Genomic DNA, 18,416 nt, shown 5'->3' with positions numbered 1-18,416 from the left:
GAGTGAATGTCTCCTATCCTGAAGAGACGGCATACATTCCTCAGGCAGGGACGATCATTCACTTATGATCCCGAATACCATGAAAGCCATGGTTCTTACCGGTCATGGCGATATCGAGAAGCTTGAATATAAAAACGTGCCCATGCCTTCTCCCGCTCGGGGAGAGGTGCTGGTTCAGGTAACTGCGACTGCCAAAAACAATACCGACCGCAAAGCCCGGGAAGGGCTGTATCCCACCAAAAAGGGTGAAACCACCTCGTTTCAGATGGGCGGTAAGCCCACGTTAATTTTCCCCCGTATTCAGGGTGCTGATATTGCTGGCCATGTTGTTGCCGTCGGCGAGGGTGTTGATCCCGGCCGCATTGGCGAGCGAGGTTTGTTGGATTTCAATATCTACGCAAATAGCCGCCCAGACATAAATCTTGCCCCTGACTATTACGGCCATGGTGCAGATGGCGGATACGCAGAGTACGTCGCTGTTCCTTCAGGCCAGTTCCACTGCGTTCCAAATGAAGGCCTGGCAGATGCACAACTCGCCGCAATGGGAATGTGTTCGTATCAGACAGCCATGCATATGCTTACCTCTGCTCGCGTGGCCGCCGGAGAGCGAGTTCTGGTCACGGGCGCAAGTGGCGGTGTTGGCACCGCGCTGATACAGCTGTGCCGGATTATGGGAGCCCTGCCTTATGCGCTGAGCACGCCAGATAAAGCTGCAGCGCTTCTGGAACTGGGTGCAGAATCCGTATTCGACCGCTCCGATATGGACAGCTTTGTAGAGCGGGTAAAGGCCCAAACCGGCGGCAAACCCCTTGATGCGGTTATGGATCTCGTGGGTGGCGACATGACCGACCGCTTTATCGACGCCATGATCTTCGATATGAATGCCCGCGAAACCTATCCTCGCCTAAGCATTGCCGGAGCCAGTGGCGGAAACATCAGTGAAATCCTCTGGACGCGAATTTACCTCTATCAGGTGCAGATTTTTGGTGTTTCCCACGGCACCCGGGAGGAAGCAGAGCAGTTAATCGAGTGGATTCGGGGAGGCCAGCTCAAGCCCGTTCTCCACGGCGCTTTCCGGCTTTCTGAACTGCACCAGGCGGAGCGTTACTTTATGAACCGTGGCAGCAATTATCTCGGCAAGATTGTCATAGTTCCAGATTCACAGTGGGAAGCGCACGGCAAACCCTGGTCTCTGGAGGGCGGTGTATGAAACAGGAACTCACTATTCAGCTTATGGACACCCATGCCGGTGGCGATGTCAGCCGCATTGTGACCGGTGGTATTGATACTTTGCCGGGTGACAGTGTGCGGGCCCAAATGGAGTATCTTCGTGACCACGCCGATGGCTTGAGAAAACTGTTGCTGGAAGAGCCCTATGGCATACCCGAAATGTCTGTGGATTTGTTGGTTCCTCCTTCCGACCCACAAGCAGCGGCCGGTTACATCATCATGGAGGTGATGGGCTACCCGATTTACTCCGGTTCCAACACGATCTGCACCGCAACAGCCGTGCTCGAGGCTGGAATCGTGCCAAAGAAGGAAGGCAAACAGAGCTTTATCCTGGAGTCGCCTGCTGGCTTGGTGCGCATCGATGCACTGGTTGAAAACGGCGTGGTTGAAGCGATTACCTGCGAAGGCCTGCCAAGTTACATAGACACCTATCGCGCGACTATTGAAGTGCCATCACTCGGCACGGTCACCTATAGCGTGGCATACAGCGGCGGGTTCTACGCACTGGTTGATGCTGAAGCCCTGGGATTCGATCTCATTCTGAATGAAGAGCACAAGCTTGCAGACGCTGCTTACGCGATTGTTGAAGCGATACGGGCAGAACGAGAGTTTTCTCATTACACTCTGGGCGATGTGGGCCCTTTGCCATTTCTGCATTTTATGGGGCCGGTACATCAGGTGGCAGAGAGCTATTACCGCTCCCGCTCAGCGACCTATGTGCATCCGGGCGTTATCTGCCGAAGTACAACCGGTACAGGCACCTCGGCCCGGCTAGCTCTGATGAACCATGAAGGGCTTATCCGCCCAGGCAACAAGCTTGAAACTGTATCTTTGCGGGGGACAAGCTTTTTTGGTGACTTCTCTGCTGCAGAGCAAGTAGGTGATTATCAGGTTGTGAAAAACAATATAACCGGGAAGGGGTACGTGATAGCGCATTCAGATATTGTGGTGAATTGCGAGGACTCACTGGTGCAATGCGATGGGCTCCGCCACATTCTCAGCAGCCGTTCTTGTGATTGATCCATACGTACGTAAATGCCTGTTTTAGTGGATTTATCTATTCACTTAGTAAGTTAGCATGCTTATAATATATTAATTCTTTAAACTACCGTGCCATGGGCGCCCGTATCATCTAATCTTAAAAGCCCAGCACGCTTATTAACCAGGGAATATAAATGCTCAGCGTCTCATCACGATTTTCATTAAAGCAAGCCCAGTGGACGTTACTGGCTGCTTTTGCATCTGTAATTTTAGTTGGTTGTTCTGAGCCCGCTGCGCCTGTTAAGGCACCTCCACCCTCGGTCTCTGTTGTTGCGTTGAAAAGCACAGAGGTGCGGCCTTCACGTGATTTTGTGGCGCGCACGGCAGCGTCTGCAAAGGCAGGTCTTACCCCACGTATTGAAGCTGAAATCAAAGAGATACTCTTTCGCGAAGGTTCCCGGGTCAGTAAAGGGGATATCCTGGTTCGATTGGAAACTACTCGTGCTAATGCGGATATCCAGCAGACCAAAGCTGAATTAACGGCGGCCAGAGCGGAGCTTGAGTCCGCCCGGAGAAACCTCCAGCGAGGAGAAGAAGTCGCGAGCAAGGGATACCTTTCTGATGCCGACCTGGACAAACTCAAAGACCGTTTTAATGCTGCAGAGAGCCGTTTGGAAGCAGCCGGTGCTGCCGTTCAAAGAGCCGAGCTCACTTTGGAATATACAGAAATCAGAGCCCCGTTTGACGGCTGGATAGGCAGGCTGAATTACGACGTGGGTGCCGTTGTCAGTCCCGCGACAGGGCCGATTGCCGATATTCTGGTAACTGACCCGATCTATGTGGAGTTTCAGCTTGATGAATCTGATTATGTCGCGTTTCGTCGCGCAGGCAGCGCCTCAGATCAAGATGTTGCCAGCTCACTATCCCTGCGGTTGACTCTGCCAGATGGCGGGATCTACAACCAGGAAGGCGTAGTGAGCTTTGCAGACGTGCAGACCAATGAAAGTACGGGCACAGTGAATATGCGGGCAGTGTTCCCCAATCCTGATGCAGTTCTGCTTCCCGGATTGTACGTAACGCTTCGCATTGAAGGTCGGGCGGGTGAAGCACAGGTCCTTGTACCGCAGGTAGCGATTCAGGAAACCATAGAGGGCAAGTTTGTATTGGTTGTAGATGAAGAGCAAATGGTTTCCCAGCGCTTCATCCAAACCGGGCCGCGTATTGGAGCCATGCTGACCGCGGAGAGTGGCCTTGAAGTGGGCGAGAGAGTGATTGTTGAAGGGCTCCAGAAAGTTCGCTCAGGGGTAACTGTCAGCCCCGTCCCGAGCCAGATAGACACGGAAACCGGTGTACTGACCAGTGCTGAAGAGCCCGCTAAAGAAGGTGAGGCTGCACAATGATCAGCAGTACTTTTATTCATCGCCCTAAATTTGCCTTTGTTATCTCCATCCTCATAACGATGGCCGGACTTTTGGCGCTGCAGGTGCTGCCCGTCAACATGTATCCGGACATGGCGCCGCCTCAAATTCAGGTAACGGCGGTACTTCCGGGGGGCAGCGCGCAAATTGTAGAGGAGGCGGTTGTTCGCCCGATTGAGCAGCAGCTCAATGGTGTCGAGGGCATGATTTATATAGAGTCGACATCGTCCGACGATGGCACTGCAAGTATTAAACTGACCTTCGAGAGTGGCACAGATACCGATATTGCGCAGGTAAACGTGCAGAACCGGGTGGCACTGGCCGAGCCCTTTTTGCCCCAAGAGGTCCGGCGGCAAGGGGTGACTGTCAGCAAACAGAGCGGCAACATGCTGATGGGCGTTAACCTCGTATCGGATCGCCCCGACCTGGACGCTGTGTTCTTGAGCAACTACGCCTCAAGCAACCTGATTGAAGAGCTGGGGCGAGTGCCGGGTGTTGCCTCTGCAGAAGTTATGGGCGCGAAAGACTACAGCATGCGCATATGGCTTGATCCCCGGCGCATGAAATCCTTGCGGGTTACAGTGGCTGAGGTGGTTGCCGCGCTGCAGGAGCAGAACCAGATTGTTGCTGCCGGCAAGCTGGGGCAGGCCCCGGTTCCTGAAGGCCAGCAATTTGTGTACAGCATTCAGAGCAAGGAGCGGTTATCCGACCCTGATGAGTTTGCCCAGATGATTATCCGGGCAAAGCAGGATGGTGGCTTTCTGCGCCTTAACGATGTCGCGCGTATCGAACTGGGCACGCGGTCATACACATCTACGGCCAAGCTGAACAACCAGGATACCGCGTTTATCGTGATCTACCAGCTACCGGACGCCAACGCGCTCGAAGTCGCTGATAAGGTGAAAGCGACCGTAGAAGGCTTCGCTCAGACCTTTCCGGATGGTGTCACCCACAGCGTATTGTTTGATTCTACCAAGTTCATTAGCGCGTCAATCAGAGAAGTTGTGATCACGCTGATTCAGGCTATCGGGCTGGTTATCCTTGTGGTGTTTCTGTTTCTGCAGAACTGGCGCGCTACCTTGGTGCCCGCCATTGCCATACCCGTCTCCCTGATTGGTACCTTTGCGGTCATGGCGGTGATGGGCTACTCGATAAACATCATTACCTTGTTCGGTTTGGTACTTGCCATCGGCATTGTGGTAGATGATGCCATTGTGGTGGTGGAGAACGTCGAGCGCATACTGCAGGAAGAAAAATTGCCCATCAAGGAAGCCGTCTCCAAGGCGATGGAGCAGGTAACCGGGCCAATTGTTGCCACAACTCTCGTACTGTTAGCCGTGTTTGTACCTGTCGCTTTCATGCCTGGTATAACGGGCAAGCTGTACCAGCAGTTCTCCGTAACGATCTCAGTGGCAGTCATCATTTCATCTATCAACGCGCTGACTCTCAGCCCGGCCCTGTGCGCAACCTTGTTGGGTGGCGGCACCAAACCGGTCCGGTGGCTGCAGCCTGTTGAACAGTTGATTTCAGTCAGTACCAAAGGCTATTCGAGCCTGGTGTCAAGCCTGCTACGCAAAGGGATTGTCGCTGCGATCGTGCTCGCTGCCTTGTTGGTAGGTACTGCGGGCTTGTTCAAGTCTGTGCCGATGGCATTCGTGCCTCCGGAAGACCAGGGCTTCCTGTTTGTAGACGTGCAACTGCCGGTTGCTGCGTCTCTGGAACGCACTGACACAGTGCTCAGTAAAGTAACAGACATGGTTTTGGACGATCCGGCTGCTGTCGACTTCATTTCGGTTTCGGGCTTCTCTTTGTTGGGGGGCGCAGGCTCTCATAATGGCTTGGGCATTGTGGTGCTCTCCGATTGGGCCGAACGAGAGACTCCCGAGCTCGGGCTTGGTCAAACGATACCGCGTTTGTATTCACGGCTGGCCACTATTCCCGAAGCCCAGGTGATGGTGTTCAATGCCCCGCCCATTCCCGGGATTGGTGTTTCAGCCGGTTTTGATTATCGCTTGCAGGACAACCTGGGCCGAGACGTTTCAGAGTTGGCTCAGGTAATGAACGGGTTGATTTATGAGGCTAACCAGCAGGAAGGGTTGTCGCGGGTATACAGTACCTATCGGGCCAACATTCCTCAGTATCTGCTTGAGGTGGATCGAAACAAGGCAAAGGCGCTGGGTATTCAGCTGTCTGATATATTCTCTACCTTGCAGGCTCAGTTAGGCTCGTTGTATGTGAATGATTTTACCCGCTTCGGGAAAAACTACCGGGTACAACTACAAGCTGAGGGTGAATTCCGCAAAGGCCCGGAGGATTTGTCCTATTACTCTGTTCGGAACCGGGACGGCGATATGGTGCCGCTATCCACCTTGGCCACGTTGAAGCCGGTTCTTGGGCCTTCCAGCATTGCGCATTTCAACCTGAAGCGGTCGGTGACCATTTCCGGGGAGGCCGCACCCGGCTTTGCCAGCGGTGATGCAATTGCAACCATGACTGAACTTTCAAAGCGCCTGCCCCAAGGTTACGAGTTCAGCTGGTCTGGCCAGAGCTTGCAGGAAATACAGGCGGGCAACCTGGCTATCGTGATCTTCATGTTGGCGATTGTGTTTGTGTATTTGTTTCTGGTTGCACAGTACGAAAGCTGGGCGCTGCCATTTGCAGTTATTGGTGCAGTACCCATCGCCATTTTTGGTGCCATGGCCGGCTTGTGGCTAACCGGGCTTGCCAACAACATATATGCTCAGGTGGGGTTGGTTCTGTTAATCGGTCTGTCAGCGAAAACAGCCATTCTGATTGTTGAGTTTGCCATGCAGTTGCGAAAGTCGGGCATGACCGCCACAGAAGCTGCCAACAAGGCTGCGGTGCTGCGGTTCAGAGCGGTACTGATGACCGCTCTGTCCTTCGTGCTTGGCGTGCTGCCACTTGTGTTAGCCACAGGCGCCGGGGCAGGCAGCCGCGTCAGCCTCGGTGTAACCGTGCTGAGCGGCATGATTGCAGCAACCGTGCTGGGAACGCTTCTGGTGCCCATTTTCTACAAATGGGTTCAGACGGTTCGGGACCGCAAGGAGGCCTGATTTTCCCGATCAGGAAAGGCGCCCACTGCGGCGCCTTTTTTCGTTTCTGCGCATCACGTACCAGGCGATAAACGCCACTAGCGATACGGTGAGAATAATCAGCGTGGCCAGCGCGTTTATCTTTGGGGATACACCCATGCGTACCGACGAGAACACCACCATGGGCAAGGTGGTGGAGCCGGGGCCAGATACGAAGCTGGCAATCACCAGGTCGTCCAGCGACAGGGTGAACGCCAGCAACCAGCCGGATACCAAGGCCGGTGCAATCACCGGCAAAGTGACCACAAAGAAGGTCTTCAAGGGTGTGCAGCCCAGATCCATGGCGGCTTCCTCAATGGAGCGGTCCACCTCTTGCAATCGTGCACTCACAACCACTGCCACATAGGCGCTGCAGAAAGTGGTGTGCGCAATCCAGATGGTCACCATTCCGCGATCGGCCGGCCAGCCAGTCAGTTCCGCCAGCTGAACAAACAGCAGCAACAGAGACAAGCCAGTGATCACTTCCGGCATAACCAGAGGTGCGGTAATCATGCCAGACAGCAGGGTTCGGCCCCGCATGCGTTTGAATCGGGTGATCACAAACGCACACAGGGTGCCCAGGCACATGGCCATACTGGCGGAGTAGAAGGCGATTTTAAGACTCATCCACACGGCCGACAGTATCTGCTGGTCTTCAAACAGGGCGCTGTACCAGTGGGTGGAAAAGCCGGCCCACACGGATACCAGCCGGGATGCGTTGAACGAATACATGATCAGCACAAACATCGGCAGGTACAAAAACAGCAGGCCCAGAATCAGCATGACTTTTGAGAAGCTGATACCACGAGCATTAACCATTCTTCGACATCTCCCGACTCTGGAAACGGTGGAACAATATAATCGGCACCAACAGCAGTGCCAGCATGACAATGGCCAGCGCAGAGGCCACAGGCCAGTCGCGGTTGTTGAAGAACTCTTCCCACAATACCTTGCCTATCATCAGCGTATCCGGGCCACCCAGCAGTTCAGGAATCACAAACTCACCGACAGCAGGGATGAATACCAGCATGCAGCCCGCCAGAATGCCGGCCTTGGATAAAGGCAGGGTAATAGCCCAGAAGGTTGTAATGCTGCGGCAGCCCAGGTCAGACGCTGCTTCCAGCAGACGCAGGTCCAGCTTCACCAGGTTGGTGAAAATGGGTAGCACCATAAACGGCAGGTAGGCATAGGTAATGCCCAAAATCACCGCAAAGTTGGTGTTCAGCATTTTCAGTGGTTCGTCGATCAGCCCCAGCCAGAGCAACAGGCTATTCAGCAGTCCCTGATTACCGAGAATGCCCATCCAGGCGTAAACCCGAATCAGGAACGAGGTCCATGACGGCAGCATCACCAGCAACAGCAACACCAATTGCCAGTGTTTGGGCGCGCGGGCCATAGCGTAAGCCATTGGGTAGCCGATCAGCAGGCAGGCGATGGTGGAGATGAGTGCGGTTTTCACCGAGCCCCAATAAGCTGCAACGTACAGGCTGTCGGACAGCAGGAATAAATAGTTTCCGAAATTCACCACCACCGACAGGGTGTTTTCTGCCAGCCGGAATACCGGCTCGTAAGGCGGTATGGCCATCACGGCCGACGTCAGGCTGATTTTCAGGATCAGCGCGAACGGCAGCAGGAAAAACAGCAACAGCCACGCGAACGGAATGCCAAACAACACCCGGCGGTGGAACAGCAATGTACGTACCCGCGCCGTCAAGGGCGCGGGAGTCGGGTTCACGTTCATGGCATTAATTCCAAAGCAGAATGGGGCTGGAGGCTTCCCAGGAAACGAACACTGTGTCGCCCCAGGTTGGCCGTTCACCGCGGCGTTCCACGTTCGCCATGGTGGCCTGCACACGCTTGCCGCTGGCCAGCTTTACGTAATAGGAGGTGATGTCGCCCAGGTACGCGATGTTCTCCACCGTGCCCTTGCTCCAGTTGAATTCACCTTCGGGCTTGTCTGGCGTCAGGTAAATTTTCTCCGGGCGCAGGGCAATCAGCGTGTTGGTGTTTTCTGCCGATGTGGTCACACCCCGGTCAATGTATACCTGTGCGTCCAGCAGGCCGCTGGACAGCAGAATACTGTCGGAGTTGTCTTCATCGATGCTGGCCTCAAAGATATTCACCGAGCCAATAAACTCCGCCGTCATGCGGCTGTTCGGGCTTTCGTAAATATCGATGGGTGAGCCGACCTGCGCAATCTGTCCAAAGGACATAATGGCAATGCGGCTGGCCATGGTCATGGCTTCTTCCTGATCGTGGGTCACCATCAGGCAAGTGGCGCCCACTTTTTCCAGAATATCCACAAGTTCAAGCTGCATTTCTGTGCGCAGCTTTTTATCGAGCGCACCCATAGGCTCATCCAGAAGCAACAGCTTCGGGCGTTTTGCCAGTGAGCGAGCCAGCGCAACCCGCTGCTGTTGGCCACCGGAAAGCTGTTGGGGCCGACGCTTGGCATAGGGCTCCATTTTTACCAGCTTGAGCATGGCCGCCACGCGATCGCGAATCTCGTCCTTCGGCAGCTTGTCCTGTTTCAGGCCCATGGCAATGTTCTGCTCCACGGTCATGTGCGGGAACAGTGCGTAGGACTGAAACATCATGTTCGTTGGGCGCAGGTAGGGAGGCAGAGCAGTTATGTCCTGACCATCCAGCACAATACGACCGCTATCTGGTGTCTCAAAGCCAGCCAGCATGCGTAGCAGTGTGGATTTACCAGAGCCGGAACCGCCCAGAAGCGCGAATATCTCGCCCTTGTGGATGTCCAGGCTTACGTCGTCCACCGCCAGTGTGCTGTCAAAGCTTTTTGATACGCCACGAATGCTAAGTAACACCTCCGCTTTCGCGGAGGTGTTGATTCCGTTAACCACGCCCTTAACGCCCGGACTTAACGTTGGTCCAGGTGCGGGTCATCAGGCGCTGTGTGTCCTGAGGCCGACCTTCCATGATGTAGAGCTTTTTCATCACATCATCCGTAGGGTAAATGCTGGTGTCGTTAAGGATTTCTGCATCCACAAATTCATCGGCTGCCTTGTTGGGGTTGGCGTACCACACATAGTTGGTCACCTCAGCGATGATCTCTGGCTTCATCAAAAAGTTGACCAGCTTGTGGGCATTTTCAACGTTCGGTGCGCCAGCCGGGATGGTCATCATATCGAACCACAACACCGCGCCCTCTTTGGGAATGGTGTAGCGGATTTCGTTGCCGTTTTTGGCTTCCTCGGCACGAGCAGCTGCCTGCAGGATGTCGCCGGAATAGCCGGCAGCCACGCACAGGTCGCCATTAGCCAGGTCGCCAATGTAGCGGGATGAGTGGAAGTAGGTGATGTTCGGCCGCACGGCCTTGATCACGTCGCCACCCTTTTTGATGTCTTCGGCGTTGTTGCTGTTCGGGTTCAAGCCGGCGTAGGCCATAGCAGCCCGCACCATTTCTTCGCCGGAATCCAGCATGGCAATGCCGCAGCCGCCTTTGGCCAGCTTGGCTGTTACTTCAGGATCAAATACCAGCGCCCAGGAATCTGTGGGTGCAGTATCGCCCAGGATTTTTTGGATGCGGCCAGCGTTGTAGCCATAGCCGTTGGTTCCCCAAAGATAGGGAATGGAGAACTGGCTGCCCGGGTCCACTTTTTCCAGTTGAGCCATCAGATCCGGATTCAGATTGGCCATGTTCGGCAGTTTGTCGTGATCCAGAGCCACAAAAGCCTTGGCAGAGATCTGCTTGGCAACGTAGTGGTTTGACGGTACGACCAGGTCGTAGCCAGAGCGGCCAGACAGTAGCGCGGCTTCAAGAACCTCGTTACTGTCGTAAACGTCGTAAACGACCTTTATGCCGGTTTCTTTGGTGAACTTCGCCAGGGTGTTTTCGGCGATGTAGTCAGACCAGTTATACACACGCACTTCTTCTGCGGCGATTGCAGAAGAGGCGCACAGAGACAGAGCAACGGAGGCGGCCAGCGCCTGTGGCTTACACAACTTGAACATTGGATAACGTCCCTCACTGAAAAGGGATGGATACAAAACGTGCAGGACGCACGCGGTGTTGTGCAGGTCTGCTGAGGGAAGGCCGCGGGTGCGACTCCTTTGAGGCTTGTCCTGGAAAACGGCGGTGGGGCTATAGCTTATGGAACCGACCGAATTCGGGCGATATTTAACACGAGAATGCGTGGCGCGCTACAAATATCTTGTTGGAGTGTGCGGGGGTTGTACCTATGAGAGCTTGCCGGCTTCAGAAACTACTCCCACGGTGCGAGAGTTGATGGCTCTCGGGCACCGTGAAAGAGTGCTTGAATGACCGATGTCATCCCCGCCAATAGTTGTTGGCTGCTGCTACCGTCTGAAAGTTTACAGCGATAACGTGGGAGGCAGCAGTCAAACCGTCGGCAGAGTTCGCGTATTCCGGCCTTAGCTTTTTCAGTGTATCCATATCCGGCTGAGTGTATTTCACGCCGCGACGGCTCAGGGTGATGGCAAGCTCATAGCCTTGCTGGGGAGTATCGGTAATCAACGAGGTTAGCCAAGTATCAGTCATTTTAAATACCTTTTTGTTTGGGTTTGCCGCAAGCATAGCAGACGATATGCGCTTTTGCGTATCACCTAAATCAAGGCAAGTTCCACGGCCTGAGTTACTGATAGTTATTAACCTACAAACATCTTCTTCGCCAGTGGAATGCCCTTAAGGCCACTCACAGCAACGGTTGTCAGCAGGCCGCCGAGCATGGCGCCCACTACTCCGGCAGTCATGATGTCCTGGCCAGTGAGGTACAGGCCGGGTATGCGGGTCTTGGGCTTCAGCCAGTCCTGTTCGAAGCGATCCGGGGTGTGATCCAGGCCATAGATTTCACCTTCGCTGTAGCGGCAGAAATAGTCTGTGGACAGGGGCGTGGATAGCTCGTAGTAATCCACTTTGCCTTCCAGATGCGGGAACTTCTCATAGAGCTTCGCAAGCAGGCGCTGGGCGTACTCTTCCTTCTTGGCTTCATAGTCGTCACCGCGCTTGCCCCAGGGCTTGTCGGCCCACTCCTCGTACCATTTGAAGGGGCCGGGCGCCACAATCTCAATGGTGGCGCGGCCAGGGTAGCGCTCCAGAAAGCTGGGGTCTTTCGCCGAGGGGAAGGAAATATAGGTCAGCGAAATATCGCTGTTATCCGGGTCTTCCTCGAAGTCTTTCACATGCTTTTCGTAGTCCGTGCCGGGGTAAATCCAGTAGTTGGTTTTCGGCAGCCCCAGGTTCTCTGCAGTATCTTCCAGGCCGATGTACAAGCAGTTGCTGGCCATGGAACGCTTAACGGTTTTGAGTTTGTCCTGATAGTAGTCCCATTCAGGCGCGTCTTTTGGCAGCAGCTTGTTGAAGGTGTTGAATACGCCAGCGTTGCTGATGACCAGTGGCGAGCGAATCTCTGCACCGTCGGCCATGCGAACGCCCACGGCTTTGCCTTTCTCGATGAGAATCCCGGTCACATCCGCGTAGGTAAAGACTTCACCGCCGCTTTGCTGAACTACCGGGATAATGGTCTTGGCCATTTCAGATGCGCCACCAATCGGGTAGTAGCCGCCGTGCAGGTAATGGCGGGCGATGAGTGAGTGCACAATGAAGCTGGATTGGGCGGGTGGCAGGCCGTTGTCGCCCCACTGGCCGGTAAGCACGGCAATCAGCTCCTGGTTGCTGGTGATGCCTTCAAGTACTTCGCGGGTAGGCTTGTTAAGGAACTCTGGCGCCTTACGTTTCGCAAGCATGCTTAGTGGTCCGAGAGCCAGGCTTGGCAATACCTTGCTCAGAACAACCGCCGGCATGGCCTTGGATACCTGGCGTAGATAACCCAGGTAGGTATCGATGGCCTTTTCTTCTTCCGGGAAAGCTTTCACCAGCTCGGCACGGAATTCCTCGGGGCCGGCAACCAGGTCCACATACTTTTCGCCGATGTAGATACGGTCGTAGTTGGCGTCCATTGGCGCCCACTTCAACTGACTGTCAGTGATATGGTCAAACAACCGCTTGCCCAGTGTGTGGTCTGCGCCCATGTCACCAATGTAGTGCACGCCCACATCCCATTCGTACCCGTTACGGTCGTAGCTATGGGTGAATCCGCCGGCAGTGTAGTGCTGTTCAAGAACGAGCACCTTTTTGCCCATCTTGCTCATGCAAGCAGCTGCGGTCAGGCCGCCGATGCCGGAGCCAATGATGATGGCATCGTAGGGGCCGTCCAGGCGTTTTTCACGATAACGTTTGCCGACTCGGAGGGTACTGGGTTTTGGGCTGCTCATTGAGTTAATCCTGTTGTGATTGTTGTTGGTCAGACCGGGTGCCGTCCAGCAGTAAACTGAGAACGCCTTCGGTCAACATGGGCTCGGCCTTTGCGCTGGGCAAATGACCATCGATGGTTAGTTGTGACAGGCCATGCACCAGAGACCAGGCGGCGGCTGTCATTAGTGAAACGGGGGAAGGTTTGAGGTAACCCAGGTCGCGGGCGCGGGCTACGGTGTTTTCCAGAACCTGAAATGCCCCTTTGCCAGCAGCATCCAAGCGTGGGTGCGCCCCCATGGGTAATACGCGACCGCCAAACATAAGACGATATAGATTGGGCTCCTCTTGGGCGAAAGCTACGTACACCAGCCCGATTTCGATCAAAGCCTTGCGCGGCAGCTCCTGGTCTACTGCTTGCAGACGGTCACGCAGGGCCTCGAACCCTTCAATAGCGAGCTCTGCCAACAGCGTTTCGCGGTCTGAGAAGTGCCGGTACAGCGCTGGAGCACTGACACCGATCTGCTTGGCCAAGGCGCGCAAGCTGATGGCGGCATCCCCCTGGGTTCTGAGTATGTCCAGCGCCAGTGACTGCGCCTGGGGCTGCAGGTCACCGTGGTGGTAGGCAGGTTTCGCCATGGGTATCCATGCTCGCTAATGTTATCGGTGGTAACAATGTTACTGGTGATAACATCATGAAATTGAGCAGCAGTCAAACAGATTTTGGCGGGTCAAAAAAAGCCCCGGTGCTCAGCTAAGGAGAACCGGGGCTTGCGATTGCCTGGGGCTTTTACTTCAGCCCTAATTCCTCAATGGAAATCTCGCGCATTTTAAACTTCTGAATCTTACCGGTGACGGTCATCGGGAATTCTTCCACGAACTTGTAGTTCCGGGGGATTTTGAAGTGGGCGATCTTGCCTTTGCAGAATGCAATCAAGTCGTCTGCACTTACCGGCTCTGCCTCCGGGCGCAGCTTTACCCAGGCGATCAAATCTTCGCCATAGGTCTCGTGCGGAATACCCGTTACCTGGACCTCCTCAATGGATGGGTGGCTGTACAGAAATTCCTCAACCTCTTTCGGGTAGATGTTTTCACCACCACGAATCACCATATCTTTGATACGACCAACGATTTGCACATAGCCTTCGTCGTCCATGGTGGCCAGATCACCTGTGTGCATCCAGCCGGAGTCGTCGATGGCTTCGCGGGTCTTCTCTTCATTATTCCAGTACTTCAGCATCACGCTGTAACCGCGAGTGCAGAGTTCCCCGATCTCGCCCCGGGGCAAGACGTTACCGGTTCCCGGGTCGACAATCTTGGTTTCCAGATGGGGCTGGGTACGGCCAACGGTGGTTACCTGCTTCTCGAAGGGGTCGAGAGAGCTGGTCTGGGTAGACACAGGGCTGGTCTCAGTCATGCCGTAGGCAATCTGAACCTCCTTCATGTGCATCTTGGTGTTGACCTTCTTCATCACCTCCGCGGGGCAGATGGAGCCGGCCATTATGCCTGTGCGCAGGGTGGACAGGTCGTAGGAATCAAATTCCGGCTCGGCCAGTTCTGCTATGAACATGGTGGGTACGCCGTAGAGCGCTGTGGCCTTCTCCTGATGCACCGCCTGCAGCACGGCTTTTGGGTCAAAGCCTTCGCCCGGGTAAATCATGGTGGAGCCGTGGGTAATGCAGCCAAGGTTGCCCATGACCATGCCAAAGCAGTGGTAGAGGGGGACTGGAATAACCAGTCGATCATTCTCTGTCAGGCTCTGGCTTTCACCCACAAAGAACCCGTTGTTCAGGATGTTGTGGTGGGTGAGGGTGGCGCCTTTGGGGTTGCCGGTGGTGCCTGAAGTGAACTGGATATTGATGGGGTCGTCGAACTGAAGCTGGCTTTGCGCCTTGTCCAGATCACTCTGGCTGACCTCAGCGGCAAGACTCACAAAATCCGCCCAGCTCCACATGCCGTCGTGTTTTTCCGTATCCAGATTGATCACCGCACGAAGATCAGAAATCCGCTGGGCATTGATCTTGCCAGGGGCGGAGGTTTTGATTTCCGGTGCCAGCTCGTAAAGGGTTTTTCGGTAGTTTGAAGCTTTAAAGCTATCCGCTGTAACCAGCACGCTGATGCCTGCCAGATTCATGGCGTATTCTAGTTCGTGCAGGCCATAGGCCGGGTTAATGTTAACCAGAATGGCGCCCACTTTAGCAGTGGCGAATTGGGTAAGTGTCCATTCGTAACGGTTGAGTGCCCAGATACCTACGCGGTCACCACGTTTGACACCAATGGCGAGAAAGGCGCGAGCAGCTTCATTGATCTTGGCAAGGAACTCTTTGTAGGTCAGCGAATGTCCTGATGCAGACACACAAGTGCTTCGGTATCCGGGAACTTAGCGGCGGTGCGATCAAGCATGTCGCCGATGGTCATGCCCAACAGCGGCGTGTTGGAGGTGCCGCTGGTGTAGCTTGGAAGAGTCTGGTTCATGGTTTGCCTCCGGTTGTTATTGTCGTCGAGGGCTAAAATGTTCAGGGATAATCATCTGCCTTGGCTCGGGCGGGTTTCAGATCCTCAGGTTTGCAGCGCCTGACCCACTTTGGAACCGTTACGCCGGTTGAGCTGGCTGCTGATCCATGTACCGGTAGCCACCAGTTTCTGCAGATCCACGCCAGTGCTGATTCCCAGGCCGTTGAGCATATAGAGAACGTCTTCGGTGGCAACGTTGCCAGAGGCACCCTTGGCATAAGGGCAACCACCCAAGCCAGCGACTGAGGCATCAAAAACAGCCACGCCTTCTTCCAGTACTGCATAGAGGTTTACCAGTGCTTGCCCATAGGTATCGTGGAAGTGTGCAGCAAGGCGCTCCACGGGCACGTATTTGGCGACGGCCTCAAGCATGTATTTCGCTTTCAGTGGCGTACCTGTGCCAATGGTGTCGCCGAGGGAGATTTCATAACAGCCCATATCTGCCAAATCCTTGGCCACCTTTGCGACCTGCTCTGGGGCAATCTCCCCTTCGTAGGGGCACCCCAATACGGTGGAGACGTAACCGCGCACGGGGATGTTGTGCTTCTGAGCGGCCTCCATCACCGGTAAAAACCGCTCCAGGCTTTCGGCGATTGAACAGTTGATGTTCTTCTGGCTGAAGGATTCTGATGCTGCAGCGAACACAGCCACTTCATCCACGCCTGCTGCCAGGGCATTTTCAAAGCCTCTGAGGTTGGGGGTAAGCACCGAATAGCGAACGCCAGCCTTGCGCTTGATGCCGGCCATAACCTCAGCGGCGTCGCCCATTTGTGGCACCCACTTGGGTGACACAAAGCTGGCGGATTCAATGTGGGTGAGGCCGCACTCTGCAAGCCGTTCGATCAGCCCGGTTTTTATGTCTGTGGCGATTACCGGGCCGGACTCGTTTTGCAGACCGTCCCGGGGGCTCATTTCAACCAGTCGCGCCTGTTTGGGGAAGCCCATTAACTTGCCTCCTCGCTGCTGGATTCGTTGATCTCTATGGCAATCAGCTCCGCGCCTTCTGAAACCTGCTCACCTTCGGCGAAGAAGATTTCGCTGACCACGCCGTCTGCCGGAGCCTTGATGGCGTGTTCCATCTTCATGGCTTCCATGATGACCAGAGTTTGGCCGGCTGTAACCGCGTCGCCCACTTTGGTCTGTACCGCCACAATGGCGCCGTTCATGGGGGCAGTCAGGCCGCCTTCCGGAGCCATGTCTTCCAGTGCGTGATTTTCCTGGTAGAGGGTGCACTGGAAGGTGTCACCTTCGTAGAAGAGCACGAGCTGATCATTGTGCAAGTTGCCGTGAATGCTGATCCTGTGGCCATCTACGACTGCTTGAAGCGAGTCGTCTTCAAGTTTGGCCGTCAGGTTGTATACGCTGTCATCCACGGATACCTGGTAGTGATCATCCTTTTCCAGAATTTTCAGCTCGTGTATCTCGTCACCTACCTGCAACTGCAAGGGCTGAGCGTATTCCGAGTTCAGGCGCCAGCTGTTGCGGCGGCCGAACGGCGACCAGGGATCTGTACTCACAGACTCAACGGATTTGCGTTCTTCCAATACAAAGCCAGCGGCCAGTACCAGCGCTTTATGGGTATCGAGCTTGGATTTCGGGAACAGCAGTTCCCTGTGGCTGTCGATAAAGCCGGTTGTCAGGTCCGCTTCCCGGAAGGGCTGTGAATCCGCCAAGGCGTGCAGGAAGCGGATGTTGGTTTTCACCCCTGCAATCCGGTAGTGCTCCAGAGCCTGAACCATGCGATTGATGGCCTGCTCACGGGTTTCGTCCCACACGATCAGTTTGGCGATCATTGGGTCGTAATGAATGCTGATTTCATCGCCTTCGATCACGCCGGTATCGACACGCACATGGGCGCTTTCATCGGGTGTGCTCAGGTAACGCAGGTTGCCGGTGGCAGGCAGGAAGTCCTGATCCGGGTCTTCGGCATAAATACGGGCTTCCAGAGCGTGGCCGCGGGTTTTCACCTGTGACTGTTCCAGCGGCAGGGGCTCACCCCAGGCCACTTTCAACTGCCACTCCACCAGATCCTGGCCGGTCACCATTTCGGTCACTGGGTGTTCTACCTGCAGGCGGGTGTTCATTTCCATGAAAAAGAAGGAACCGTCCACATCGTAAAGAAACTCTACGGTGCCTGCGCCCACATAGTTGATGGCCTGGGCCGCTTTTACAGCGGCGTCGCCCATGGCTTTGCGGGTTTCTTCGCTCAGGCCTGGTGCCGGGGCTTCTTCCAGAACTTTCTGGTGACGACGCTGAACCGAGCAGTCGCGCTCGGCCAGATACACACCTTGGCCGGTTTCGTCGCAGAAAACCTGAATCTCAACGTGGCGTGGCTGGGTCAGGTAGCGTTCGATGAGCATGTCGGGGTTGCCGAAGGCGTTCTTGGCTTCGCGCTTGGCAGCGGCCAGAGCATCATCGAACTCACCGATGTTCTCAACGACACGCATACCTTTACCGCCACCACCGGCAACTGCTTTCAGCAGTAGTGGGAAACCACATTTTTCGGCTTCAATGCGCAGGGTCTCCGGAGACTGATCGTCGCCGTGGTATCCGGGTACCAGCGGAACACCGGCTTTCTCCATAATGATTTTGGCGGCGGATTTGGAGCCCATGGCTGCAATGGCGGAAGAAGGTGGACCGATGAAGACAATGCCGTTGGCCTCACAGGCTTCGGCAAATCCAGTATTCTCGGAAAGAAAACCGTAACCTGGGTGAATAGCCTGTGCGCCGCTTTGCTTGGCAATCTCAATGATTTTTTCACTACGCAGATAGCTTTCCGAACTCGGCGCTGGGCCAATATGGAAGGCTTCGTCTGCCATGGAAACGTGGAGGGCGTTGGCGTCTGCATCAGAATACACAGCGACACATCGGATACCCATGCGGTGTGCGGTCTGGATAATCCGGCAGGCGATTTCGCCCCGGTTGGCAATGAGGATTTTGCTGAACATG

General features: G+C 55.0%; 13 protein-coding genes and 1 pseudogene. 4 read left to right on the top strand and 10 right to left on the bottom strand.

The features are described 5' to 3' along the window. Positions 1–64 precede the first annotated feature (64 nt). The 4 genes from FE848_RS05700 (at position 65) to FE848_RS05685 (ending at position 6,703) form a co-directional block, all read left to right on the top strand. On the top strand, positions 65–1,210 hold the full coding sequence (locus FE848_RS05700) for a zinc-binding dehydrogenase (protein ID WP_200201798.1): 1,146 nt from the start codon (positions 65–67) through the stop codon (positions 1,208–1,210). Next, the gene (locus FE848_RS05695) at positions 1,207–2,250 is read left to right on the top strand and encodes a proline racemase family protein (protein WP_200201797.1); all 1,044 of its coding nucleotides are present in this window, start codon (positions 1,207–1,209) and stop codon (positions 2,248–2,250) included. The genes FE848_RS05700 and FE848_RS05695 overlap by 4 nt, the downstream gene beginning before the upstream one ends. Positions 2,251–2,405: 155 nt before the next feature. Further along, the gene (locus FE848_RS05690; protein WP_200201796.1) at positions 2,406–3,611 is read left to right on the top strand and encodes an efflux RND transporter periplasmic adaptor subunit; all 1,206 of its coding nucleotides are present in this window, start codon (positions 2,406–2,408) and stop codon (positions 3,609–3,611) included. Continuing rightward, the gene (locus FE848_RS05685) at positions 3,608–6,703 is read left to right on the top strand and encodes an efflux RND transporter permease subunit (protein ID WP_200201795.1); all 3,096 of its coding nucleotides are present in this window, start codon (positions 3,608–3,610) and stop codon (positions 6,701–6,703) included. The genes FE848_RS05690 and FE848_RS05685 overlap by 4 nt, the downstream gene beginning before the upstream one ends. Positions 6,704–6,712: 9 nt before the next feature. Here the strand turns inward: FE848_RS05685 and FE848_RS05680 are convergent, their stop codons facing one another. From FE848_RS05680 to FE848_RS05635, 10 genes and pseudogenes are all read right to left on the bottom strand, one after another. Continuing rightward, positions 6,713–7,540: an ABC transporter permease subunit gene (locus FE848_RS05680; protein WP_200201794.1), complete on the bottom strand. Its 828-nt coding sequence runs from the start codon at positions 7,538–7,540 to the stop codon at positions 6,713–6,715. Then, positions 7,533–8,462 carry an ABC transporter permease subunit gene (locus FE848_RS05675; protein WP_200201793.1) on the bottom strand — a complete coding sequence of 310 codons (930 nt, stop codon included), beginning with the start codon at positions 8,460–8,462 and terminating at the stop codon, positions 7,533–7,535. The genes FE848_RS05680 and FE848_RS05675 overlap by 8 nt, the downstream gene beginning before the upstream one ends. Positions 8,463–8,466: 4 nt before the next feature. After that, positions 8,467–9,585, bottom strand: a complete 1,119-nt coding sequence (potA, locus tag FE848_RS05670) for a polyamine ABC transporter ATP-binding protein (protein WP_200201792.1) — start codon at positions 9,583–9,585, stop codon at positions 8,467–8,469. Positions 9,586–9,589: 4 nt separating this feature from the next. Continuing rightward, positions 9,590–10,696, bottom strand: a complete 1,107-nt coding sequence (locus FE848_RS05665) for a polyamine ABC transporter substrate-binding protein (RefSeq protein WP_200201791.1) — start codon at positions 10,694–10,696, stop codon at positions 9,590–9,592. A gap of 316 nt (positions 10,697–11,012) precedes the next feature. Then, entirely contained in the window at positions 11,013–11,243 is a 231-nt protein-coding gene (locus tag FE848_RS05660; RefSeq protein ID WP_200201790.1) for a hexameric tyrosine-coordinated heme protein, read from the bottom strand. Positions 11,244–11,350: 107 nt separating this feature from the next. After that, a complete protein-coding gene (locus FE848_RS05655; protein WP_200201789.1) occupies positions 11,351–12,976 on the bottom strand; it encodes a phytoene desaturase family protein in 1,626 nt (541 codons plus the stop codon). 4 nt (positions 12,977–12,980) lie between these two features. Beyond that, on the bottom strand, positions 12,981–13,592 hold the full coding sequence (locus tag FE848_RS05650; RefSeq protein ID WP_200201788.1) for a TetR/AcrR family transcriptional regulator: 612 nt from the start codon (positions 13,590–13,592) through the stop codon (positions 12,981–12,983). A 151-nt stretch (positions 13,593–13,743) separates the two neighbouring features. Then, positions 13,744–15,428, bottom strand: a pseudogene (locus tag FE848_RS05645) (AMP-binding protein). A gap of 84 nt (positions 15,429–15,512) precedes the next feature. Continuing rightward, positions 15,513–16,412 (bottom strand): hydroxymethylglutaryl-CoA lyase, encoded by a 900-nt coding sequence (locus tag FE848_RS05640; RefSeq protein WP_200201787.1) that lies wholly within the window; start codon positions 16,410–16,412, stop codon positions 15,513–15,515. Continuing rightward, positions 16,412–18,415, bottom strand: coding sequence for an acetyl/propionyl/methylcrotonyl-CoA carboxylase subunit alpha (locus tag FE848_RS05635; protein WP_200201786.1), 2,004 nt, complete (start codon positions 18,413–18,415; stop codon positions 16,412–16,414). The genes FE848_RS05640 and FE848_RS05635 overlap by 1 nt, the downstream gene beginning before the upstream one ends. Position 18,416 lies beyond the last annotated feature (1 nt).

It is taken from the genome of Marinobacter sp. 1-3A (assembly GCF_016597775.1).
GTDB lineage: Bacteria > Pseudomonadota > Gammaproteobacteria > Pseudomonadales > Oleiphilaceae > Marinobacter > Marinobacter xiaoshiensis.
This window is presented reverse-complemented; position numbering and strand designations above follow the sequence as displayed.